The organism is Virgibacillus sp. LDC1, assembly GCF_025792345.1.
Taxonomy (GTDB): domain Bacteria; phylum Bacillota; class Bacilli; order Paenibacillales; family Paenibacillaceae; genus Paenibacillus_AQ; species Paenibacillus_AQ lautus.
The window spans coordinates 1-21,015 of sequence record NZ_JAOXLZ010000002.1 but is presented as its reverse complement, the minus strand read 5'-3'; the positions used below and the strand labels follow the sequence as shown (position 1 = coordinate 21,015).

19 protein-coding genes, 8 tRNA genes and 1 rRNA gene are annotated in these 21,015 nt (G+C 51.1%); all 28 read right to left on the bottom strand.

The genetic code is table 11. The features are described from left to right. Positions 1-123 precede the first annotated feature (123 nt). Positions 124-1,077, bottom strand: a complete 954-nt coding sequence (gene trxB / locus OHJ21_RS20760; RefSeq protein ID WP_076326141.1) for a thioredoxin-disulfide reductase — start codon at positions 1,075-1,077, stop codon at positions 124-126. Between the two features lie 111 nt (positions 1,078-1,188). Further along, entirely contained in the window at positions 1,189-2,925 is a 1,737-nt protein-coding gene (locus OHJ21_RS20755) for a tetratricopeptide repeat protein (protein WP_411829505.1), read from the bottom strand. 89 nt (positions 2,926-3,014) lie between these two features. Then, the gene (locus tag OHJ21_RS20750; protein ID WP_486021066.1) at positions 3,015-3,965 is read right to left on the bottom strand and encodes a ribose-phosphate diphosphokinase; all 951 of its coding nucleotides are present in this window, start codon (positions 3,963-3,965) and stop codon (positions 3,015-3,017) included. 172 nt (positions 3,966-4,137) lie between these two features. Then, the gene (hisJ, locus tag OHJ21_RS20745) at positions 4,138-4,977 is read right to left on the bottom strand and encodes a histidinol-phosphatase HisJ (protein ID WP_486021065.1); all 840 of its coding nucleotides are present in this window, start codon (positions 4,975-4,977) and stop codon (positions 4,138-4,140) included. Positions 4,978-4,989: 12 nt separating this feature from the next. Beyond that, positions 4,990-5,691 carry a bifunctional phosphoribosyl-AMP cyclohydrolase/phosphoribosyl-ATP diphosphatase HisIE gene (hisIE, locus tag OHJ21_RS20740; RefSeq protein ID WP_486021064.1) on the bottom strand — a complete coding sequence of 234 codons (702 nt, stop codon included), beginning with the start codon at positions 5,689-5,691 and terminating at the stop codon, positions 4,990-4,992. Further along, positions 5,688-6,446, bottom strand: a complete 759-nt coding sequence (gene hisF, locus OHJ21_RS20735) for an imidazole glycerol phosphate synthase subunit HisF (protein WP_100539542.1) — start codon at positions 6,444-6,446, stop codon at positions 5,688-5,690. Before hisF ends, hisIE begins: the two co-directional genes overlap by 4 nt. A 68-nt stretch (positions 6,447-6,514) precedes the next feature. After that, positions 6,515-7,246 (bottom strand): 1-(5-phosphoribosyl)-5-[(5-phosphoribosylamino)methylideneamino]imidazole-4-carboxamide isomerase, encoded by a 732-nt coding sequence (hisA, locus tag OHJ21_RS20730; protein ID WP_326111873.1) that lies wholly within the window; start codon positions 7,244-7,246, stop codon positions 6,515-6,517. A gap of 54 nt (positions 7,247-7,300) precedes the next feature. Next, positions 7,301-7,909, bottom strand: coding sequence for an imidazole glycerol phosphate synthase subunit HisH (gene hisH, locus OHJ21_RS20725; protein WP_100539540.1), 609 nt, complete (start codon positions 7,907-7,909; stop codon positions 7,301-7,303). A gap of 3 nt (positions 7,910-7,912) precedes the next feature. Further along, positions 7,913-8,518, bottom strand: a complete 606-nt coding sequence (gene hisB / locus OHJ21_RS20720) for an imidazoleglycerol-phosphate dehydratase HisB (RefSeq protein WP_009595657.1) — start codon at positions 8,516-8,518, stop codon at positions 7,913-7,915. A gap of 62 nt (positions 8,519-8,580) precedes the next feature. Next, positions 8,581-9,864, bottom strand: a complete 1,284-nt coding sequence (gene hisD, locus OHJ21_RS20715; protein ID WP_486021063.1) for a histidinol dehydrogenase — start codon at positions 9,862-9,864, stop codon at positions 8,581-8,583. Between the two features lie 125 nt (positions 9,865-9,989). After that, positions 9,990-10,637: an ATP phosphoribosyltransferase gene (gene hisG / locus OHJ21_RS20710; protein WP_100539538.1), complete on the bottom strand. Its 648-nt coding sequence runs from the start codon at positions 10,635-10,637 to the stop codon at positions 9,990-9,992. Positions 10,638-10,690: 53 nt separating this feature from the next. After that, positions 10,691-11,884, bottom strand: a complete 1,194-nt coding sequence (locus OHJ21_RS20705) for an ATP phosphoribosyltransferase regulatory subunit (RefSeq protein WP_486021062.1) — start codon at positions 11,882-11,884, stop codon at positions 10,691-10,693. A gap of 338 nt (positions 11,885-12,222) precedes the next feature. Beyond that, positions 12,223-13,449 (bottom strand): acyltransferase, encoded by a 1,227-nt coding sequence (locus tag OHJ21_RS20700; RefSeq protein ID WP_100539536.1) that lies wholly within the window; start codon positions 13,447-13,449, stop codon positions 12,223-12,225. 181 nt (positions 13,450-13,630) lie between these two features. After that, positions 13,631-14,137 (bottom strand): acyltransferase, encoded by a 507-nt coding sequence (locus tag OHJ21_RS20695; RefSeq protein WP_486021061.1) that lies wholly within the window; start codon positions 14,135-14,137, stop codon positions 13,631-13,633. Positions 14,138-14,150: 13 nt separating this feature from the next. Then, positions 14,151-14,801, bottom strand: a complete 651-nt coding sequence (gene ppaX, locus OHJ21_RS20690) for a pyrophosphatase PpaX (RefSeq protein ID WP_127594982.1) — start codon at positions 14,799-14,801, stop codon at positions 14,151-14,153. Between the two features lie 7 nt (positions 14,802-14,808). Further along, positions 14,809-15,936: a prolipoprotein diacylglyceryl transferase gene (gene lgt, locus OHJ21_RS20685; RefSeq protein ID WP_326118283.1), complete on the bottom strand. Its 1,128-nt coding sequence runs from the start codon at positions 15,934-15,936 to the stop codon at positions 14,809-14,811. Positions 15,937-15,956: 20 nt separating this feature from the next. Continuing rightward, positions 15,957-16,895: an HPr(Ser) kinase/phosphatase gene (gene hprK / locus OHJ21_RS20680; RefSeq protein WP_071219440.1), complete on the bottom strand. Its 939-nt coding sequence runs from the start codon at positions 16,893-16,895 to the stop codon at positions 15,957-15,959. 548 nt (positions 16,896-17,443) lie between these two features. Next, positions 17,444-18,568, bottom strand: coding sequence for an ABC transporter ATP-binding protein (locus OHJ21_RS20675; protein WP_100539532.1), 1,125 nt, complete (start codon positions 18,566-18,568; stop codon positions 17,444-17,446). A 108-nt stretch (positions 18,569-18,676) separates the two neighbouring features. Next, a complete protein-coding gene (locus OHJ21_RS20670) occupies positions 18,677-19,897 on the bottom strand; it encodes a PucR family transcriptional regulator (protein ID WP_243390885.1) in 1,221 nt (406 codons plus the stop codon). A 139-nt stretch (positions 19,898-20,036) separates the two neighbouring features. Next, positions 20,037-20,109: transfer RNA gene (locus tag OHJ21_RS20665), tRNA-Lys, on the bottom strand. 7 nt (positions 20,110-20,116) lie between these two features. Further along, positions 20,117-20,202, bottom strand: a tRNA-Tyr gene (locus OHJ21_RS20660). A gap of 12 nt (positions 20,203-20,214) precedes the next feature. Then, positions 20,215-20,287 (bottom strand) — tRNA-Phe (locus OHJ21_RS20655). 75 nt (positions 20,288-20,362) lie between these two features. Next, positions 20,363-20,439, bottom strand: a tRNA-Asp gene (locus OHJ21_RS20650). Positions 20,440-20,452: 13 nt separating this feature from the next. Beyond that, positions 20,453-20,528, bottom strand: a tRNA-Thr gene (locus OHJ21_RS20645). 25 nt (positions 20,529-20,553) lie between these two features. After that, positions 20,554-20,629: transfer RNA gene (locus tag OHJ21_RS20640), tRNA-Val, on the bottom strand. Between the two features lie 9 nt (positions 20,630-20,638). After that, positions 20,639-20,715: transfer RNA gene (locus OHJ21_RS20635), tRNA-Met, on the bottom strand. Between the two features lie 32 nt (positions 20,716-20,747). After that, positions 20,748-20,839 (bottom strand) — tRNA-Ser (locus OHJ21_RS20630). 80 nt (positions 20,840-20,919) lie between these two features. Further along, a 23S ribosomal RNA gene (locus OHJ21_RS20625) occupies positions 20,920-21,015 on the bottom strand; the annotation flags it as partial.

Below are 21,015 nucleotides of genomic sequence, written 5' to 3'. Positions count from 1 at the left end.
CAGCAAAAAAGCCCCGGGCTACACAAGACAGGTTTTTACGAGATGTTATTCTCGCCAATACCGTCAGCTGTATAGCTCAGAGGCTTTTTCTAATTTACATATCATCCCTCAAAAAGATAGGGATTATTTATTCAGCGTTTCGCTCCAGTCATGCACCATATGACCCTCGAGATATTTCTCACAGTCCATAGCGGCCATACAGCCTGTGCCTGCAGCCGTAATCGCTTGACGGTAACGCGTATCCTGAACGTCACCACAGGCGAATACGCCCGGGATGTTCGTCTCCGTCGTACCCGGTTTAACCAGGATGTAGCCGGTCGGATCGGTTGTAATCTGATTGCCAAGGAAGCCCGTGTTCGGCGTATGGCCGATCGCCACGAACACGCCTTCCGCTTCAATCAGTTCATCTTCTCCGGTCTCGTTGTTGCGGACCTTTAGCCCCTTAACACCGGTTTCGCTGGTAACCACCTCAACCGGCGTACGGTCCAGAGCCCACTGGATCTTCTCGTTCTCACGTGCGCGATCCTGCATGATCTTGGATGCACGCAGTTCGGTACGACGGTTCACTACCGTTACGCTGGAAGCAAAACGCGTCAAGAAGCTGGCTTCCTCCATCGCGGAGTCGCCGCCGCCGATGACAATGATCTTTTTCCCGCGGAAGAAGAATCCGTCGCATGTTGCGCATGTGCTTACGCCGCGGCCAACGTTCTCCTGCTCTCCCGGAATTCCAAGATACTTCGCGGAAGCTCCTGTCGAGATAATCACGGACTCAGCCAGAAGCTCGCCCATGCCCTCGACATTCACCTTGAACGGACGCTCGGAGAAATCAACGGACTCGACCCAGGCACTCTTGAACTCCGCACCGAAGCGCTCCGCTTGTTGACGCATATTATCCATCAGCTCAGGACCCATGATTCCTTGCGGAAATCCAGGGAAGTTCTCAACCTCCGTCGTTGTCGTAAGTTGACCGCCCGGCTGCATTCCTTCGATAACGAGCGGCTTCAAGTTCGCGCGTGCCAAGTAGATGGCTGCCGTCAATCCGGCAGGTCCTGTTCCGATTACGATTGATTTGTACATAGATACGGCCTCCTTTAAGGTGTCGATTTTTGTTGCGTGCTTCATTCTATTCTGGACTTATGGAATCTTCATGTACCAAGGTCTCCTAAGTATCCGAATATGGGTTCTTACTTAAATGTTTTCCGTAAATGGCCGAAAATTATCATCCGGCTGTGCTTTCGTTTCACATACGCTATCCATTTGACGTGCGTAACGGCTAACGGTTGATGGCGATATACCATAACGGACAGCCACCTGTTCATAGGTCAGGGTTCGTCCGCGCTTCTTGGCCGTCAGATATTCCAATGCCGCTGCCCAGCCCTCCACATTCCGAATGTTCGGAATATCAGGATACAGCCGGCTTAGGAAATCGGACCAGAGATTCTCCATCTCTTTTTTCCAAAAAGCGTCTACCCGCATGTCCATCGTCTGCTCTGCCTTCTCCAGCACCGCTTTCCAGGAAGGCAGCCAATCCGGCAGCACCTCGCGGGTCTTGCTGCTGGATACATCGCGATCGTCGCGGCGTTCCTTCAGCCGATTGCTTGCGGCCTCCATCTGCTGGAGTACCAGGCGGGCGGCATCCTTCAGCTCCGCATCCTCTCCCGGCTCCTGCAAGAACGACTGCAGCGCATGCTGCACCTCTTCATCGGCAATCAATTCCAGCGTCCGGATCACCTGCAGCTTGGTATGGGGATCGCCATGTCGGAGCGCCCAGAAGAACGAAGATCGAATCAGCGGATTCTGCTTCGCTTCCTCCGTCAATTTGTCGCCGTCATGCTCCCAGCGTTTGAACTGCTCTTCGAATGGAAGATGATAGTGATAACTTACCTTCATCTGGTCCGTACCGGTCTCTTTACGCTTTTGCAGCTGTGCCAGATAGAAATTCGGAATCACCGAGTCTCCGTCCAGCTTCAATGCTTGCCGCCAATATTTCTCGGCCTTATCATAATAACCGCTATTGCAAGCCGCAGCAGCCGTATAATGATACAGACTAGGATCTCCGCTAAACTCCTCTTCCTTCAACAAGCGGCGAAAATGACCGTAGGCAATTTCATGCTGCCCCAGTATTCCCATCGTTGTCGCCAGCTTAAATACATGCTCCTGATGAAAAGGAACCGTTACCGTTAGCATGTCCATCAATCGGTCGCGCTGTTCCTGATTTCCTTCATGCTGAAAGAAGATAGCCAGATTGCATAGACCGTGCAGATTGCCCGGCTCCTGATCCAACACCTCGCCAATCGTGCGCTTCGCGGTATCAAAGCGCCCCATATAATAATAAGCCAGAGCCAGATTGTTGCGCGCAGCCAGAAAATCCGGATTATCCTTGACGATTTCCTCCAACAGCTTGACCGCTTGTGCGAATTTCCCTTCCTCAAGCAGTGCCCGGGCATGCTCATGCTCGACCACGCCTTCACGACTCTTGATCCGGTTCAGCTTGGCAGGACGATTCAGCTCGTAATGAAGCAGCTCCATCATCTCCTCGGCCTCATCCAGAAACTGACCGCTGGGATCCTCCTCCAGATAGGTGACAAGCGCTTCTTCCGCTTTCTCGAACTGTTCCATATTGGCGTAGTTGTTCGCCATATAGAAATAGCACTCCGTCATCAACGGGTCAACCTGCTCCAGAACGTGAGCCAGCACATCGTTGGAAGCTTTATAATCTCCCGTCTCTGATAATATACCCGCCATATTGCAATGATTCACCGGATTATCCGGTTCATATTCAACAGCTTTGCGAAAATATTTCAGAGCCTTGTCATATTGGAAACGATCAAGCGAACGAACCGCGCGATCGAAGAAGAAATTGGCATTCATCTCGATAGATATAACATTGTGGGGGTCACTGGACCCATATGGATGACCATTCACGAAAAGCAAGGCACCTCCTTTAACTTGCTCCTCTATCCACAACAGTATAACACAAGTTTCAACGTCATTTGCAGAAAAAAGACACCAGTTTACACACCGGCGTCTTTGAATAAAGTGGCGATCGATCCGCCCTCGATAATAATGTGGGTTGCCTGGGCCAACATGGGCGCAACAGACAGCACCTTAAGCCGCATCTTGCAGTGATGATCCGGGAGCACGATGGAGTCTGTGACCACGATTTCCTCGATGTGAGCATGGTCCAGACGGCTTAGCGCTTCACCGGAGAAGAGCCCATGGGTCGCACAAACGATGGCATCGTTAGCTCCCCGTTCCTTAAGACCTTCGACCACTTGCACGATGGTGGTTCCGGTATCAATCAAGTCCTCGATAATAATCGGCGTACGCCCTGCCACGTCCCCAATCACATGGGTGATAACGGCTTCGTTATGGGCAGGACGCTGCTTGACCATCATGGCAAACGGCGATCCCAAGCGGCTTGCGAGCTTCTCGGCTGTCTTCGCCCGCCCGGCATCGGGGGATACGATGACCGGGTTCTCGATATTCTTGGACTTCAGATACTCCGTAATCAGATCCAGTGCAGTCAGATGATCCACCGGTATATTGAAGAAACCTTGAATGGCGGGCGCATGCAGATCAATCGTAATCACGCGGTTGGCCCCGGCTGTGGTCAGCACATCGGCTACCATTTTGGCCGATATCGGTTCACGCGGCGCTGACTTTCGTTCCTGTCTGGCATAACCGTAGTAAGGCACAATGATATTGATCGTTCTGGCGGAAGCACGCTTTGCGGCATCAATCATCACCAGCAGCTCTACGAACATTTCATTGATCGGGTGAGAAAAGGACTGCAGTAGAAAAACATCGCAATTGCGGATGCTCTCTTCAAAGTGTACATAAACTTCGCCACTCTGAAAGCGGGAAATCTTGATCTTTCCCAGTTCAACTCCCAACTGCTGGCTGATATTTGCGGCAAGCGTCGAATTGGAAGTTCCGGCGAACAATCGTAATGAACGATACATGAGGACCTCCTGACGAGAGTGGTTGATAATGTCGGCTGATGCAGCGATCTCGTTGAAAGCGCTATCGTCAAATCAGGCCGTTCCCGCCTCCTTCAACCTCTTCGAAGAAGGTCTCTAGGAGTAGAAAACAGCCGTCTGCAATAAACCTGTTTGCAATTAGAGCTTTTCTTTATTATACATCGTTTCCCTCAACATTCAAAAGCACCATCTCCCGCTTCCGGTTACGGAAGGTCGCGATCTCCCGAACGCCAAGCTCCCAGAGCAGTGTCCGGGCCTTGTCCAGATGCTCGCCCAGTTTCATCGGCTGATGGGCATCCGACCCTAAAGTCAACGGAATGCCAAGCTTCATCGCTTCCTCCAGCATGCGGCGGCTCGGAAACATTTCCTCACAGGCCTTCGATAAACCGGAGGCGTTCAGCTCCATGGCTCGCCCGCTTTGGGCCACGGCCGCAAGCGCGGCTTGCTCCAGAGCGATCACGTCCGGCTTCTGCTCAGGTCCTGGCCCATATCCGAACCGCTTAATCACATCCAGATGGCCCATGATATCATAAAAGCCGGTCGCGGCGGCCTTCTGCACCGCATCATAATATTGTTGATAGACCTCAAGCGGATCCTTGCCCTCCCAGCCTTGGGTCTGGCGGTAATCCGTAATATCCCATTCACCAAGAAAATGAACGGAGCCAATGACATAATCCCACGGATAGTCTTTCACGATCCGCTCGATCTGTTCTTCATATCCCTCGATATAATCGCCTTCGATACCAATCCGAATGTCAATCTGTCCTTTGTAACGCTCCTTCAGCTGCAGGCACTCTTCCACGTAACGCGGCAGCTCGTCCATCGGCATGGCCATCTCCGGATAATACGTCTCCGGGTTGACGTGAATCAAGGGCATATGATCCGACAAGCCCAATTGATCCAACCCGAGTTCAATGGCGCGCCGAACATACTCCTCCAGCTGCCCCTCGGCATGCCCGCACCGGGCATGGTGGGTATGGTAATCAATATGCATCGAGCAGGCCTCCTAATCGCGGCGCGGCCGTTCATGGCGGCGGCTCAGCTCATCCATGATCTCATCCAGCGGGAGCTTCCGCTCCTGAAGAAGCACCAGCAGATGGTAGATCAGATCGCTGATCTCAAGCTTCAGCTCGGCGTTGTCTTTATTTTTGGCGGCGATGATCGTTTCAGAGGCTTCTTCGCCCACCTTCTTAAGGATTTTGTCCACCCCTTTATCAAAGAGGTATGTCGTATAAGCCCCTTCAGGCCGCTCCACTTCACGCTGGGCAATGACCTCTTCCAACTCGGCAAGAACCGCAAACCGCCCGCTCTCAGCAGCTGCAGGATTACTCCCTGACCCGCTTTTCTGCCCCTGAACGGTAATCTCATTGTGGAAGCAGGTCGTTTGTCCGGTATGACAAGCCGGTCCCTTCGGATTCACCTGCAGTAAGAGGGTGTCTCCATCACAGTCGTACGTCATGGATACTACCGTCTGGACGTTCCCGGAAGTTGCCCCCTTATGCCACAGCTCCTCGCGCGAACGGCTCCAGAACCAAGTTTCGCCGCTTTCCAGCGTCAATCGAAGAGACTCCCGATTCATATAAGCCATCATCAGCACCTGCTTGCTCTGTGCATCCTGTACAATCGCCGGCACCAGGCCCGAGGCATCCCAACGGATGTGCTCGCTGACCTGCTCCAGGGATAAATCCTTCAACATATTTTCGCTCACCGTATATCCACTCCTTTTTGACTAAGATGCAACTTCAGATGAGGAATCGAGATCTCTTTATAGTGAAAAATCGTTGCGGCAAGACCCGCATCCGCCTTCCCCTTGGTGAACACGTCATAGAAGTGATCCTCTTTGCCGGCGCCGCCGGACGCGATGACCGGGATCTGCACCGTCGAAGATACGGCAGAGGTTAGCGACAGATCGAACCCATCCTTTGTACCGTCCGCATCCATGCTGGTCAACAAAATCTCGCCCGCACCCAGGCTCTCCGCCTGTTTTACCCAATCCAGCGCTTTGATGCCGGAAGGCGTACGTCCGCCGTGCGTGTACACTTCCCATTCTCCCCACGTTTCGTTGTACTTGGCGTCGATCGCCACGACGATGCATTGGGAGCCGAATTTGCGTGCTCCGGCGGAGATCAGCTCAGGCTGCTTGACCGCGGCCGTATTCATCCCGATTTTATCCGCGCCCGCCCGCAGAATCCGCTTCATGTCCTCGACGGACGAGATCCCTCCACCCACGGTAAAAGGAATGGCGATTTCCCCTGCCGTTCTCCGAACGACTTCTTCCATCGTTGCCCGACCTTCAACCGAAGCCGATATATCCAGAAAGACTAGCTCGTCTGCGCCTTCCCGGTCATAGAGCGCCGCCAATTCCACGGGATCGCCCGCATCGCGGAGATTCACAAAATTTACGCCCTTCACCACCCGGCCGTCCTTCACGTCCAGGCAAGGTATGATCCGTTTTGCCAGCATGTCTTTCCCCTCTTCCCCTATGAACTCTATCAATCCATCGCTTATTTGAACGGACCCAAGGTCCAGCCTCACTTGATTCGCGAAATGGCCTCGTTCAGGTCAATATTGCCAGTATACAGCGCCTTGCCTACGATTGCTCCGCCTACACCGTCACCGCTGTGCGCGCTGAGTGCCAGCAGATCGTCCAGCTTCGTCACGCCACCCGAAGCGATGACCGAGCGGCCGCTGGCTTTGGCAAGCGAGACAATCGCCTCTACGTTAGGCCCCTGCATCATCCCATCGCGGGAAATATCGGTAAAGATGAAGGTTTCCGCTCCTTTGGCTGCCAGCTCCTTAGCCAACACCTCGGCTTGAACCTCCGACGTTTCCAGCCAGCCCCTTGTTGCGACGTATCCGTTGCGCGCGTCGATCCCGATGGCCACCTTATCGCCGTATTTTCCCAGCACCTCTTCCGTAAAGACACGGTCTTCAATTGCCGCCGTACCGATGATAACCCGGCTGACGCCAAGCGAGAGCAGCCGCTCCACATCCGCCAGCGTACGCAAGCCTCCGCCTACCTGAACCGGAACCTGGACGCTGGATGCGATCTTCCCGATGATATCGTCATTCACTGGATGACCAGCCTTCGCTCCGTCCAAATCTACAAGATGAATAAAGGTGCCGCCCTGCTCTTCCCACGATTTGGCTACCTCGAGCGGATTGTCATTGTATACCGTTTCTTGATTATAATCACCTTGCACGAGCCTGACGCATTTGCCACCACGAATATCGATTGCCGGATATATGATAAAAGAGGACATCCCCATTCCCACTTTCCTTCTGGTCTATTTGATCGCCTTACATTACGTTAAAGCCTATGTTAAAGCTAAAAAATTCCGAAGCAGGCTCATCCCAAGCTCCCCGCTCTTCTCGGGATGGAACTGCATGCCGTACACCGAACCACGGCCCACGATGGCCGTCACTGGCTGACCGTAATCGGTAACCGCCAGCAAATCAGCCTGAACCTCAGGAAGAACATGATACGAGTGGACAAAATACACATGACCTTCCTCAAGCCCCGCAAACAGCGGATGCTCCCGCTTCTCGAACTGCAACGAATTCCAGCCCATATGCGGCACCTTGTAGTCACCACCCGCAAACCGTACAACCGATCCGGGCAAAATATCCAGTCCTTCATACTTGCCATGCTCCTCGCTTCGGCTGAACAGGAGCTGCATGCCGAGGCAAATCCCCAGCAGCGGCTTCCCCGATTCCGCAGCTTCCTTCATGACCGAGTCCAGCGAGGTTTCGCGCAACTGCTCCATGGCATCTCCGAACGCGCCGACCCCGGGCAGAATGATGCCATCCGCCGCCAGAATCTCCTCACGCTCCCCCGTCAGAAGTGGCTTATATCCAAGCCGCTCCACTGCTTTACTGACGCTGTGCAGATTGCCCATGCCGTAATCCACGATTGCAATGGCCATCGATTAGAGCACTCCCTTCGTGGATGGCACGCCGGTCACTCGCGGATCCACGGTAGTCGCCTCATCCAATGCACGGCCGAGCGCCTTAAACACCGCTTCAATCATATGGTGGGTATTGTGTCCGTAATGAACGATGACATGCAGCGTGATCCGGGCTTCCAGCGCCAACTTCCACAGAAATTCATGGACAAGCTCGGTATGAAAAGAGCCTACCTGCTGCGAAGGATACTCGGCCCGATACTCAAAATGCGGGCGGTTGCTGATATCCACAATGACTTGAGCAAGCGCCTCGTCCATCGGTACAAACACGCTGGCATACCGCTTGATCCCTTTTTTATCGCCCAGCGCTTCCCGGAACGTCTGCCCCAGGCAAATCCCGATATCCTCCACCGTGTGGTGGTCATCGATCTCGATATCGCCTTTCGCCTTGACGCGAAGATCGAACTGGCCATGCTTCGTAAACAAGTCAAGCATATGATTCAGAAACGGCACATCGGTCTCCAATTCCGAAATCCCGGTTCCATCGACATTGAAATCCAGGGCAATGTCGGTCTCATTGGTTTTACGGCTCACGCCGGCTGATCTTGCTGCTGCATCCAAACTGCTCACGTTGATTGCCTCCTCTTAAACGTATCTAGTATGCACGAATCATTCAAGTTCCTCTTTGATGCTTAACGCTCCTGTTCAAGCCGAATCTCGATCGCCCGGGCATGGCCTTCAAGCCCTTCGCGCCGGGCCAGCTCCATAATCTGCTCGCCGTCGCGCAGCAAGGCTTCCTTGCTGTAGTAGATCAAACTCGATTTCTTAATGAAATCGTCCAGATCAACCGGCGATGCGAACCGTGCCGTCCCATTCGTCGGGATGATATGATTCGGTCCTGCAAAATAATCGCCTACCGGCTCCGAGCTGTATGGCCCCAGGAAGATTGCACCCGCGTTCTCGATCTGGCCCACAATCGCCATCGGCTCCTCCGTCACGATTTCCAGATGTTCCGGCGCCAAACGGTTAATAACCTCGATCCCTTCTCTAAGGGATTCCGTTATGATCACCGCACCGTAAGTGTCAACGGAAGCTCGGGCGATGTCGCGCCGCGGCAGCAGCTCAAGCTGCCGCTCCACTTCAGTGGCAACAGCCTCGCCCAGCTTGCGCGAAGGCGTCACGAGAATGGCGGATGCCATTTCGTCATGCTCTGCTTGGGAGAGCAAATCCGCCGCAATATACGAAGCATCTGCGCTGTCATCGGCCAATACCGCAATCTCGCTCGGACCAGCCAGGCTGTCAATATTGACCGCCCCGTACACTTCTCGCTTAGCCAGCGCAACGTAAATATTGCCGGGACCGCAGATTTTATCAACGGGGGAAATGGTCTCCGTGCCGTAGGCCAAGGCTGCAATCGCTTGAGCTCCTCCTACGCGGTAGATCTCCGTAACACCCGCTTCGGCCGCAGCGACCAGGATATAGGGATTAATCCCATCCTTCCCGCCGGTAGCCGGAGGGGTGACCATGACAATCTCGGGCACGCCTGCCACTTGCGCCGGGATCACGTTCATCAGTACGGACGAAGGATAGGCTGCTTTTCCACCGGGTACATATACACCCACGCGCTTCAACGGACGAATGATTTGTCCTAAGATGCTGCCATCCGGCTGTAGATCCATCCAGGAATTTCGCTTCTGCTTCACATGGAAAGTCCGAATATTATCCGCCGCGGCCTGAATCGCCCTCACGAACGAGGGCTCCACATGATCATAAGCCGCTTTGAGCTCTTCTTCCGTAACTCGAAGCTGATCTGCGGTCAGACGGACACGGTCCAATTGCTCGGTATGCCGCAGCAATGCAGCATCTCCTTCAGACCGAATATCCCGCACGATCGCCTTCACGACTTCATTCTGCTCTGGTGTGCCGTAATCATTTTCCCGTTTTAGCTGAAAGTCCCGTGCTGATACAACCTTCACCTTAATCTCCCCCAATCCCGCTGCTTGCATCACATCTTGTTTCGATACACGCTTAGCGTTTCTTACGAATCGTCAATCTATTTGTCCGATCTATCCATGCACATCTTTGTTTATACCTTCATTTCTTATCGCTGTATATCGGCTCCCTCAGACATAATGACCGTTTGCAGCCGATCGCACAATGCCTGAATTTCATCATTCTTCATCCGATAGCTGACACGATTGGCAATCAGGCGACTTGTAATTTCAAAAATGCTGGTCATCTCTATAAGTCCGTTCTCCTTGAGCGTTTGGCCCGTTTCCACCATATCCACGATCCGGTCCGCCAAACCGATTAGCGGTGCAAGCTCGATCGAACCGTTCAGCTTAACCACTTCAACCTGCTGGCCTTGTTCACGGAAATATTGTGATGCCACGTTCGGATATTTGGTGGCAACCCGCTGACGTATGCCCGGCTTCCAGTCCGGCAAGCCGATAACCGACATCCTGCACCGCGCAATGCCGAGATCCAGCAGCTCATATACGTCTTTGTTCTCTTCCATCAGCACATCCTTGCCAACGATTCCGATATCCGCGACACCGTATTCCACATAAGTCGGCACATCCACCGGCTTCGCCAGAATAAATTCCATTCCTGCCTCCGGCAAGGGAATGACCAGCTTGCGCGTCTCATCCACATCGAGGGGAATCGGAAGTCCGGCTGAACGGAACAGCGCGGATGCTTTTTTATAAATACGCCCTTTGGGCATCGCTACTTTCAACGTTTCCGCCACGTTCACATCCTCCTGACCTTAACCTATATAAAATAGAGTGATATATCAGCGTTCTATTGAAGGGTAATGATCTCCCGATAGCCTCGATTAAGCAGACTGCCGGATACTACGGGTACCCCCGCATCGCTGACACTCGCGGAGTCCGGCATGATCGAGGTGATGACGGTATGGCCCTGTGCCCGCAATTCTGATGCTTTTGCCAATCCCTCTTTGCGATAGGAGGCCGTGTACCGGATCAGAATCGGCAGTTCCTCCGCAATCTCTTCCCCTTGCACCCCATCCAGAATGCGATTAGTCTTGAGTGCAAAGCCGGTTGCCGGAACCGCACGGCCAAACTGCTGCAGAAGCTTGTCGTAACGACCACCGCTTGCGACGGGCGAGCCCAGTTCGGCAGCATATCCCTCGAACGTCATTCCCGTGTAATAGGAGAAGTCCCCGAGCATCGTCAGATCAAACAGAACATGCCTGGAGACATCGTAAGCCTCCAGCACCTCCCATACTCTGCACAGGTGCTCAATAGAAGCTCTTGCGAGATCGTTGCTGCTAATCTCAAGTGCTTGCCCGGCAATCTCCCTGCCCCCGCGCAGCTTCAGGATTCCCTCCAGCTGGTTCTGCTGTGACTCCATAAGGCGCAGACTGGCAATGGTATTTCGGTATCCGACATAGTCGCGGTTCAGCAGATCCTGCTTCAGGCTCTCTTGATCCTCCGTACGCTCAGGCAGCACCTCCTGGAGAAGGCCATTAAGATAACCCATATGTCCCATCGCGATTTTGAATTTCTCCACGCCTGCCGCCTTCAGGGATTCGATGGCCAGCGCAATCACCTCGGCATCCGCCTCCGGCGTATCATCGCCTACAAGCTCGACGCCGGTCTGGAAGAACTCAGCCTCCCGGCCTGCTTCCTCTTCGATTGCGCGAAACACATTTGCATGGTAAGACAAACGCACCGGCAGCGGCTCATCCTTCAGCAGCGACGACATAACCCGTGCTATGGGAGCGGTCAGATCGGACCGCAGCACCATCGTCGTCCCGCGTTTATTCAATAATTTAAACAGTTTTTGGTCCGACGTAGAGCTTGCCACGCCTACCGTATCGTAATATTCCATCGTTGGTGTCATAATCTGCCGGTAACCCCAGCGGTCCATGCATGCAAGCACTTCGCGTTCAATCCGACGCAGCTTGGTGACCGCATGAGGGAGATAATCACGAACACCTGCCGGTTTCTCGAAGCCTTTCGGTTTAGACATGAAGCTCCACCTCAAATTCAGTAAAGTCTTTAATATGGTAAAGTGGTACCTTGCTAATAAATTAAAGGATATTGGCTATATTACCATGAACCCAGCCTGATCGTCAATGCATCAGGGATGCGTTCTGCTTATGTATCGTTCTCAGTTGTCATCCAGCCTAGCCGCCAAAGAATCCGCTTCACTTCTGGGTATAATTGTAACACAAGAACATGCTGGAGTGGCTTGCTTGTCTATGGATGAACTCTGCTATGTGCATGCGGCATAATAAAAAAAGCCGCCCGGCTGCCGGACGGCTTTGCTTCATGATGATAGAAAAGAAAAAAGTATGCCTGCTTTGGTTATAGATCAACTGATTTCTTGCTGTCGCCTGCAACGGTGTCTTTTCTCTGCGATGGTGCTTTCGGTGCTTTGGATGATGGCTTCAATGATCGTGGAACGCTGCCAAGCAGCATCCAGGAGCCTGGAATCCACCGGAACACCGTTTGTACCACCAGTGCGCTGACAATGAGCGCAGTTACCATGCCGCCATATATCCAGATGAGATAGTCATCGGTTACCGGATTCAGCTTGAGATCGTACTCCCGATACAGGAACAGCCAAAGAGGATGCACCAGATAGATCGCGAAGGACAGCTCGCCAATACGTGTCAGAACCCTTACGATGAGTTTCCAACCGCTGTTGTACAGCCAGCTGGCCAGCTGCATCAGCACAATCGCGGAGAAAACCGTGTGCAGATTCCACAACAGCTCGTACAACAGGGAATCGTATTTGGCACCGTGCAATCTCTGATTGTACCAAATCTGCACATGCGTTAGCGCCATCGCGAGCCAGCCGGCCCATAACACGATCGTACCTGCTCTTTGACCTGAAGTTTGCTTTTTCCAGGATGATGTTAGCCAGCCCTTGAACTTGTCATAATTCATCGCCAGATAAGCACCCAGCATATAGTAGGCTAAATACGAGATGGCCAAGCTTCCTTTAAACGTGTAGTGCAGCTCGTATTTATTCCAAATGATAAAGCCCCATTGCAGCAGGAACCCGATGGGAACCGCCCACCGTACAAGAAACCGTGACGATTTGAACAGCTTAAGGAAAATCGGGAACAGGATATAGAACTGCAAACTGATAAATACAAAATATAAGTGCGTGTAGTTCTGTCCCCGAATTAAACGTTCAAAGAAAATCGGCATCTGTGCCCATAGATCAAATGAGCTGTTGAGCAGCCCGTTCTGATACATCCGCACAAAGAAATAGATAATCGAGAACAACACATAAGGCAGCAAAATATACAAGAGCCGCCGTTTGTAGAAGTTTTTGATCAGATCCTTGGTCAGTGGCCGGTCTGCATAGTTATAGAACAGCACAAAACTGCTTAGGAATATAAACGAGGGTGTACCGTATTTAAAGAAAATATTCAAAAAATTAATAATATAATAGAATCGCGAATCAATCGCATCAACCGTTGCAAATGAAGTCGCATGAACGTGAAGCACGCCCAGGATGGCCAGCGCACGATAAATATCGAGCTGCGGGAGCCTTTCCTTTTTGTTCAGCGTTGCACTCATGTCAGGCGTCGCCTCCTTGATTTCAAGTATTTTCATAGAGCCAGTGTTTAAGGATAGGCGGGCAAAAAAGTCCCTCAAGGCTATCATACCCAGGGGACTATAGAATCGCTTTGTGTCATGTTATCCTCTACTCATTCTACAATAATTCAGGCAGATTGAGAACCTAACTTGTCACATTACCTCAAATTGACTCACTTTCCGTCGATGTCCTTTTCAGCTCTCGCAATGGATTGCCGCCTACAAAAACACCCGGTGCCACATCTTTATGTACGACAGACCCTGCAGCAACAACCGCTCCATCTCCGATCGTTACGCCAGGCAAAATCGTGGTGTTCGCACCGATGAGCACGTTCTCCCCGATCCGCACTTCACCCAAACGATATTCCTTTATTAAATACTCATGAGCAAGAATCGTTGTATTGTAGCCGATGACCGAATTCTCGCCGATGGATATTTTCTCCGGAAAAAACACATCCACCATGACCATCAATCCAAACGCGGTATGCTTCCCCACCTTCATCCCGAGCATATGGCGGTATATCCAGTTCTTCAAGGGCAGGATAGGACAATAGCGGGCCAACTGGATAAAGATGAAGTTCTTGACGCCCTTGAACGGGCTCACGGTGCGGTAGATTTGCCATAACGCGTTGGGCCCTTCTACAGGATAACGGGTAATCTTTCTGGCCATGCTGCCAAAACTCCTATTCCTCTTGAAGTCCTACGATTTCATACAGGTCTTTCATATCCCTTAAAACATAATCCGGACCATACTCCATCAGCTTCTGCTCACCCTTCAGGGACCAAGCTACAGCGGCGGCCTTCACGCCCGCCGCCTTGGCAGATTGAATGTCAACCGGGCTGTCCCCGATCATCAATGTCGTAGCCGGATTGGCGCCCAGCCGCTCAATCGCCGTCAGAACGGGCTCAGGATGCGGCTTCGGATGCTCGACGTCGTTCACCGTAACAATCGCCGACATGAAACGCTCCAGATCGTACTTTTCCAAAGTCATCATCGTGGAAGGACGGATCTTCGTGGTTACAATTCCCAGCGAAAGCCCGTGACGATGAAGACGCTCCACGACTTCATTTACATGGGGGAACGGTCTCACCATCTCATCATGATGAAGCGTGTTGAAGGAGCGGTAGGCTTTGACAAGCGGACTAACATCCTCGACGCCTCCCGAGAACGCCTGCAGCTGCTGTTCCAGCGTGGTTCCCATATGTGGAATGATCTGCTCCCTGGTTAACGGCCCCGGGGCCTGAGCCTCGAAGACATGCAGAAACGACGAGATAATCAATTCATTCGTATCGATAATGGTTCCGTCCAAATCAAACAGTACGGTTTCGATCATGCTGCAACTACTCCTTTTTGTCCTCCGTATCCGGTTTTATTGCCGGAGTATCTTCTACTCGGGACGGTTTGACTTCCGTCTCCTGGGTTAGAGAGCTTTTATCAGCCGTCTCTTCTGGATCTGCTGCCGGTTTGTCCTGCTTAGCAGGTGCCTGCGCGGATGGCTTCACGGCTTTATTGGTCTGAAGGTCCGCTTCAGGCGTAGGGCCTGCTCCGGTCTTCGTCGACACGATCGGGTCCAAATACCGCACATTGGCGCGACCTGTCACGCGGCGTACAATGATCAGTACGATGCCTCCAATGACAATCAATACGGACAGCAGCTGGGAGATCCTAATATTGCCGTAAGCCGGATCCAGATGGCCCAGTTCAAAGCCCATCCAAGTCATCGGTGCCCATAACGTATTGTTAATGAAGTCGGCAAGTCCGGTGGCTCCTTGGAACGCCAAACTGTCCGTGCGCACCGCTTCAATGAAGAATCGGCCGATGGAATACCAGATGAAATATCCGATGAAAAGTTCGCCTGCGCGCAGGAATTTCTGTCTGCGGAGGATAAGCAGTATGACAATACCCACCAAGTTCCATAAGGATTCATATAAGAAGGTAGGATGATGGAATACGCCTTGTACATTCATTTGATTGACGATGAAATCAGGCAGGTGCAGTTGTCCGCGTAAAAAGGACTCGCTTACAGGACCGCCATAAGCCTCCTGGTTAACGAAGTTCCCCCAGCGTCCAATGATCTGGCCGGCCAACAGGGACGGAGCACAGATGTCAGCAATCCGCCAGAACGAATAGCCTTTGCGGCGAACATAGATCAACGCACAGATAATGGCACCAATAAGGGCACCGAATATGGCAATCCCGCCGTTCCATATTTTGAACACATCCAGGAAGTTGTCTTTATAGTCTTCCCATTTAAAAGCTACATAATAAATACGCGCACCAATGATAGCGGAAGGAACGCCAAGCAGGAGCAAATCCATGAAAAATTCTTGCGGAATGCCAAAACGCTTCCCCTCGCGTATGGCCAGTAACAGGCCCGCCAAAGCACCCAAACCCAGAATCAAGCCATACCAATGAACACGCAGCGATCCGATGGAGAACGCCACCGGATCGATGAGCAATGTTTGCATCTTTTATAACCTCCCTAGTCCTAGTCCAAATCGTCCATATCTTCAGCGATCGTAGCTGTCAGTTTGTTCGTAAACTGCAGTGCAGCATTCAGTCCCATTTGTTTCAATCTGTAGTTCATAGCTGCCACTTCAATAATAACCGCAAGGTTACGTCCTGGACGAACCGGAATGGTGACCAGAGGGATGTCTGTCTCGATAATTCGTGTTGTCTCTTCATCTAACCCCAGACGATCATACTGTTTATCCTGCTGCCAGGCTTCCAATCGAACAACAAGCGTAATCCGTTTATTATTCCGAACGGCTCCTGCACCGAATAACGTCATCACATTAATAATACCGACTCCGCGAATCTCCAAAAGATGGCGAATGAGCTCCGGCGCAGTTCCGTGAAGCTGAAAATCCGATGTCTGACGTATCTCCACCGCATCGTCCGCAATTAGACGGTGTCCGCGCTTGACGAGCTCCAGTGCCGTCTCGCTTTTCCCGATACCGCTTGAGCCTGTTATCAGCATCCCTACGCCATAAACATCACACAATACCCCGTGGATGGTTGTAGTTGGTGCAAGTTTACGCTCCAGGAAGCTTGTGAATCGGCTTGTCAGAATGGTTGTCGCCATGCTGCTGCGCAGTACAGGCAAACCTCTCTCATTCCCGAGTTCCACCAGTTCTTCCGGCACTTCCAAGGAACGTGTAACCACGATGCAAGGTGTTTCTTCCGTGCACAGGCTGCGCATCCGCTCTTTCCGCTCTTCTGGCTTCAGCATTCCGAAGAAAGCCAACTCCGTGCGCCCCATTAGCTGAACCCGTTCCCGCGGATGGTATTCAAAATAACCGGCCATTTCCAATCCCGGGCGATTCAGATCGTCCGTTGTAATCTGACGTTTCAAGCCTTCCTCACCTGCGATGACCTCCAGCTGAAACTGCTGGACCAGCTCGGATACCTTCACTTTCTTGGCCATGGTCTTACCCCTCTTCTTCCATTGTATGTTGACATCACAACGCAACCGTCACCACGGCTCGTCTTATGATGATATATTTCATGATTCGGTTATGTCCTTCTACAAAACAATGCTTCACATGCCGTACAGCCGTTTGTTACTTAGCATAAAATACGCTTCAACATCCCATGTGATCCATACTTATGTATCCCTTGCTTTGTGCTTATCTTATCGAAAAAAGCCAATGAATGCAATTCTCTTCGACTATTCGCTAGGGACATTCGGCTCATATCGGGGTGAACCGACGCTACAATTACGTACTATAACTTGAATAATATAAATGTAATGTTTTATTACGAAAGGCATTATTAACTCTATTCTTTTTCCGCCTCCGGGTTTACTGTTTTATATAATCTGCTATTCCATTGAATATATCTACTACCTTCCGCGTAAAGCGCCTTACACCTTCTTTAGGGGTGAATACGAATACTACCTTGATTTATGTCTTTTCCTCCTAAAAAAACCGCCCCTTGAGGGGGCGGTTTCCAAGAGATCCCGATTGCTGAAGATTAGTCTTCGAGCAATACGTTCAATTCAGACTCTTTATCAAAGATATGAACTTTGTTCATGTCGAGTGCCAATTTCACATTGTCGCCTTCACGAGTAGTCGAACGTCCGTCTACACGGCCGATAACCGTATCGGTGCCCAAACCGCTCAGGTACAAGAGCATTTCGTGACCAAGGTTCTCGGTTACGTCAACTTTTGCAGTGAAGATTGTGTTCGGAGAAGCTTCCAAGAAGACTGGCTCTTCATGAATATCTTCCGGACGAACACCCATGATTACTTCTTTGCCAATCATGGATTTATTTTTGAGCAATTGTGCTTTACCGCCTGGTACTTGAACGTTCAAGCCCTGGGAAGTGAAGTATACGCCACCGTTTTGCTCGGACAATTTGCCGTTGATGAAGTTCATGGTTGGGGAACCGATGAAACCAGCAACGAACAGGTTGTTCGGATTGTTGTACAGTTGCTCTGGGGAATCCGCTTGTTGAATAATGCCGTCCTGCATAACAACGATACGGTCACCCATCGTCATAGCTTCTGTTTGGTCATGCGTTACATAGATACAAGTGGTTTCAAGACGCTTAACCAGCTTTGTAATTTCGGCACGCATCTGACCGCGGAGTTTCGCATCCAAGTTGGAAAGCGGCTCATCCATCAAGAAGACTTGTGGATCACGGACAATCGCACGACCCAAGGCAACACGCTGACGCTGACCACCGGACAGAGCCTTTGGTTTGCGCTCAAGCAAATGCTCGATATCCAGGATTCTCGCTGCTTCACGTACACGTTTATCGATTTCGTCTTTCTTCACTTTACGGAGTTTCAAACCGAATGCCATGTTCTGATATACGTTCATATGTGGATACAAGGCGTAGGATTGGAATACCATCGCGATGTCGCGATCTTTAGGTGCTACATCGTTAACAACGCGGTCGCCAATGTAAAGTTTACCCTCAGAAATTTCCTCAAGACCTGCGATCATACGCAGTGTTGTGGACTTACCGCAACCGGAAGGACCTACCAATACCAAGAATTCTTTATCTTTAATATCCAGATTAACGTCAATTACAGTTGCTTTATCCGCACCTGCATACTTTTTGTAAATATGCTCTAAGCGTACACCAGCCATGTGCATTTGCCCCCTCATATGAATGTTATGAAATCGAATACAATTAATTTATAATCTTATATTACCCCATAGGCACCTGACTTGCTATACACAATCTGCACAAAAAACCTATTTCCTTTTCGTCACTTTATACAATAGAAGCGTTATTTTCACTAAAACCGCATCACTGAAGCTGCGAACATCAAGCCCCGTCTCCTGTTTGATCTTATCCAAGCGGTACAGCAGCGTGTTACGGTGGATATACAGGTGCTTGGCCGTCTCACTCACGTTACAATCCAATTCGAAAAAAGACTCCAGCGTTGACAAGGTCTCACTATCCTCGAATAAATCGGTATGTCCGGCAGCGTACTCTCGCAGGAATTGATTGCGCTGGTACTCGGGAATGCTATAGACCAGACGCTCCAGATGAAGTCCAGTCGACAGATGGATGTGTTCCTTCACCTGGAATGTACGGCCGATGGTCATGGTCTCTCTTAACATGCTAACGGTCTGTGGCAGAGCATGGAGAGCATTAACTGCCGGTATCGCGGAGATATGGAAATCCCCCACCCATTCCGTTGAGATAAGCTCGTAGAGCCCCATACAGAATAAGGAGAGTAAATCCTGATCGCCTTCTGCCGGAGTATCCTCTTTATCATCGGTCGTTATACCGTCCAGCAATTCTTGGTCGGCTAGAATAATCCATTCTTTATCAAGCAGTGGCACCAAAATGATGTCCCCGTCAAAATAGCTTCGCAACAACCGATGCAGCGCCTTATAACTTGGAGTGGGAGCATGCTCACTCTCATGAATAAGAAGAAAGGGAACCATGTCCTCCGTCAAGCTTGTCCGAATCAACAGTTCCTCTGGTAACTCCGCTAGCAGTTCACCGGCCTGCAGGCGTTCCTTTAACCAACCACCCAACTGTTGGGCGCGCCGTTCTTCTTCTACCTTACCGGCATTCTTTGACGTTAACCCTGGCGTCGTATCCTGAAGGCTGGACAATAGCAGAGTTATAAGCCCAATCTCCGACTCCGTCAAAGTACCTTGATCCGCTACGATTACCCGGCGAGGATCCTGTTGATTCACCGGAATCCAAATCTCACCGAGATCCTTGTGTACATAGATGCCTTGAACCCTTCGTGATTTCTGTGAGGTTCCATTACGGTTACTCGATCCCTGGGCTCCTTCCTCATGAACAATCCGATCACCGAATTGCGGTGAGGTCGCCATTGATTGTGTTAACCATGCTGCTTCCTGATCATTCAATGTTTTTAAACCGAGTGAGGTACCCAAGGTCTGCTCTAGTTTCTGAACGATGTGCTCCATCTCCACCATTGATGACTCCACCACTTTATCGTTTTTTCTTATTTTAGCATAACACCCTGTACAAACGACAATGCCTTCTCTCTATATCCACCTACATTGGGGAAAAACAGCTTAAAAACAACACAAAAAGAGCCGTCAACGTTGTTGACGACTCTTCGGATGAGCCATGAAGGACTCGAACCTTCGACACCCTGATTAAAAGTCAGGTGCTCTACCAACTGAGCTAATGGCTCTTATTACTGGTGGAGGATGATGGATTCGAACCACCGAACTCGGACGAGAACAGATTTACAGTCTGCTGCGTTTGGCCACTTCGCTAATCCTCCAGGATATAAAGGTGGCTCGGGACGGAATCGAACCGCCGACACGAGGATTTTCAGTCCTCTGCTCTACCGACTGAGCTACCGAGCCTTACATAAAAATAAAGCACGGATTCCCACTTTAATCTGTGGAAAACCGACCATTTTTATTCCTTAAAATTAATAATGGCGGAACTGACGGGATTCGAACCCGCGATCTCCTGCGTGACAGGCAGGCATGTTAGGCCTCTACACCACAGTTCCACATTATTAAAAATGGTGCCGGCGAGAGGACTTGAACCCCCAACCTACTGATTACAAGTCAGTTGCTCTACCAATTGAGCTACACCGGCATGGTAAGGTGATAAAAATAGTACATGGTGGAGGCTGAGGGGATCGAACCCCCGACCCTCTGCTTGTAAGGCAGATGCTCTCCCAGCTGAGCTAAGCCTCCAGGTATGTATGGTAGCGGCGGAGGGGATCGAACCCCCGACCTCACGGGTATGAACCGTACGCTCTAGCCAGCTGAGCTACACCGCCATATAAACCTATTTGCGTTCAAGTTATTCAAATGGCGGAGAGAGAGGGATTCGAACCCTCGCACCGCTTACGCAGTCTAACCCCTTAGCAGAGGGTCCCCTTATAGCCACTTGGGTATCTCTCCATCATAACTTGTATGCAGTTACAGAGATTGATTCCCTGAAAACTAGATACGAAACGAAATTTGCAGCACATTGAAATATGTTGGATAAGCCCTCGACCGATTAGTATTGGTCAGCTCCATGCATTGCTGCACTTCCACCTCCAACCTATCTACCTCGTCGTCTTCAAGGGGTCTTA

Bases quoted from the DNA above. Each gene is read 5' to 3' on its own strand.
- hisJ (WP_486021065.1), bottom strand. From the start codon at position 4,977: ATGCATATTGATTACCATACCCACCATGCCCGGTGCGGGCATGCCGAG.
- hisF (WP_100539542.1), bottom strand. From the start codon at position 6,446: ATGCTGGCAAAACGGATCATACCTTGCCTGGACGTGAAGGACGGCCGG.
- OHJ21_RS20750 (WP_486021066.1), bottom strand. From the start codon at position 3,965: ATGTATCGTTCATTACGATTGTTCGCCGGAACTTCCAATTCGACGCTT.
- hisA (WP_326111873.1), bottom strand. From the start codon at position 7,246: ATGTCCTCTTTTATCATATATCCGGCAATCGATATTCGTGGTGGCAAA.
- OHJ21_RS20700 (WP_100539536.1), bottom strand. From the start codon at position 13,449: ATGAGTGCAACGCTGAACAAAAAGGAAAGGCTCCCGCAGCTCGATATT.
- hisH (WP_100539540.1), bottom strand. From the start codon at position 7,909: ATGGCCATTGCAATCGTGGATTACGGCATGGGCAATCTGCACAGCGTC.
- OHJ21_RS20705 (WP_486021062.1), bottom strand. From the start codon at position 11,884: ATGTCTAAACCGAAAGGCTTCGAGAAACCGGCAGGTGTTCGTGATTAT.
- ppaX (WP_127594982.1), bottom strand. From the start codon at position 14,801: ATGATCGAAACCGTACTGTTTGATTTGGACGGAACCATTATCGATACG.
- OHJ21_RS20675 (WP_100539532.1), bottom strand. From the start codon at position 18,568: ATGGCTGGTGTACGCTTAGAGCATATTTACAAAAAGTATGCAGGTGCG.
- trxB (WP_076326141.1), bottom strand. From the start codon at position 1,077: ATGTACAAATCAATCGTAATCGGAACAGGACCTGCCGGATTGACGGCA.
- OHJ21_RS20695 (WP_486021061.1), bottom strand. From the start codon at position 14,137: ATGGCCAGAAAGATTACCCGTTATCCTGTAGAAGGGCCCAACGCGTTA.
- hprK (WP_071219440.1), bottom strand. From the start codon at position 16,895: ATGGCCAAGAAAGTGAAGGTATCCGAGCTGGTCCAGCAGTTTCAGCTG.
- lgt (WP_326118283.1), bottom strand. From the start codon at position 15,936: ATGCAAACATTGCTCATCGATCCGGTGGCGTTCTCCATCGGATCGCTG.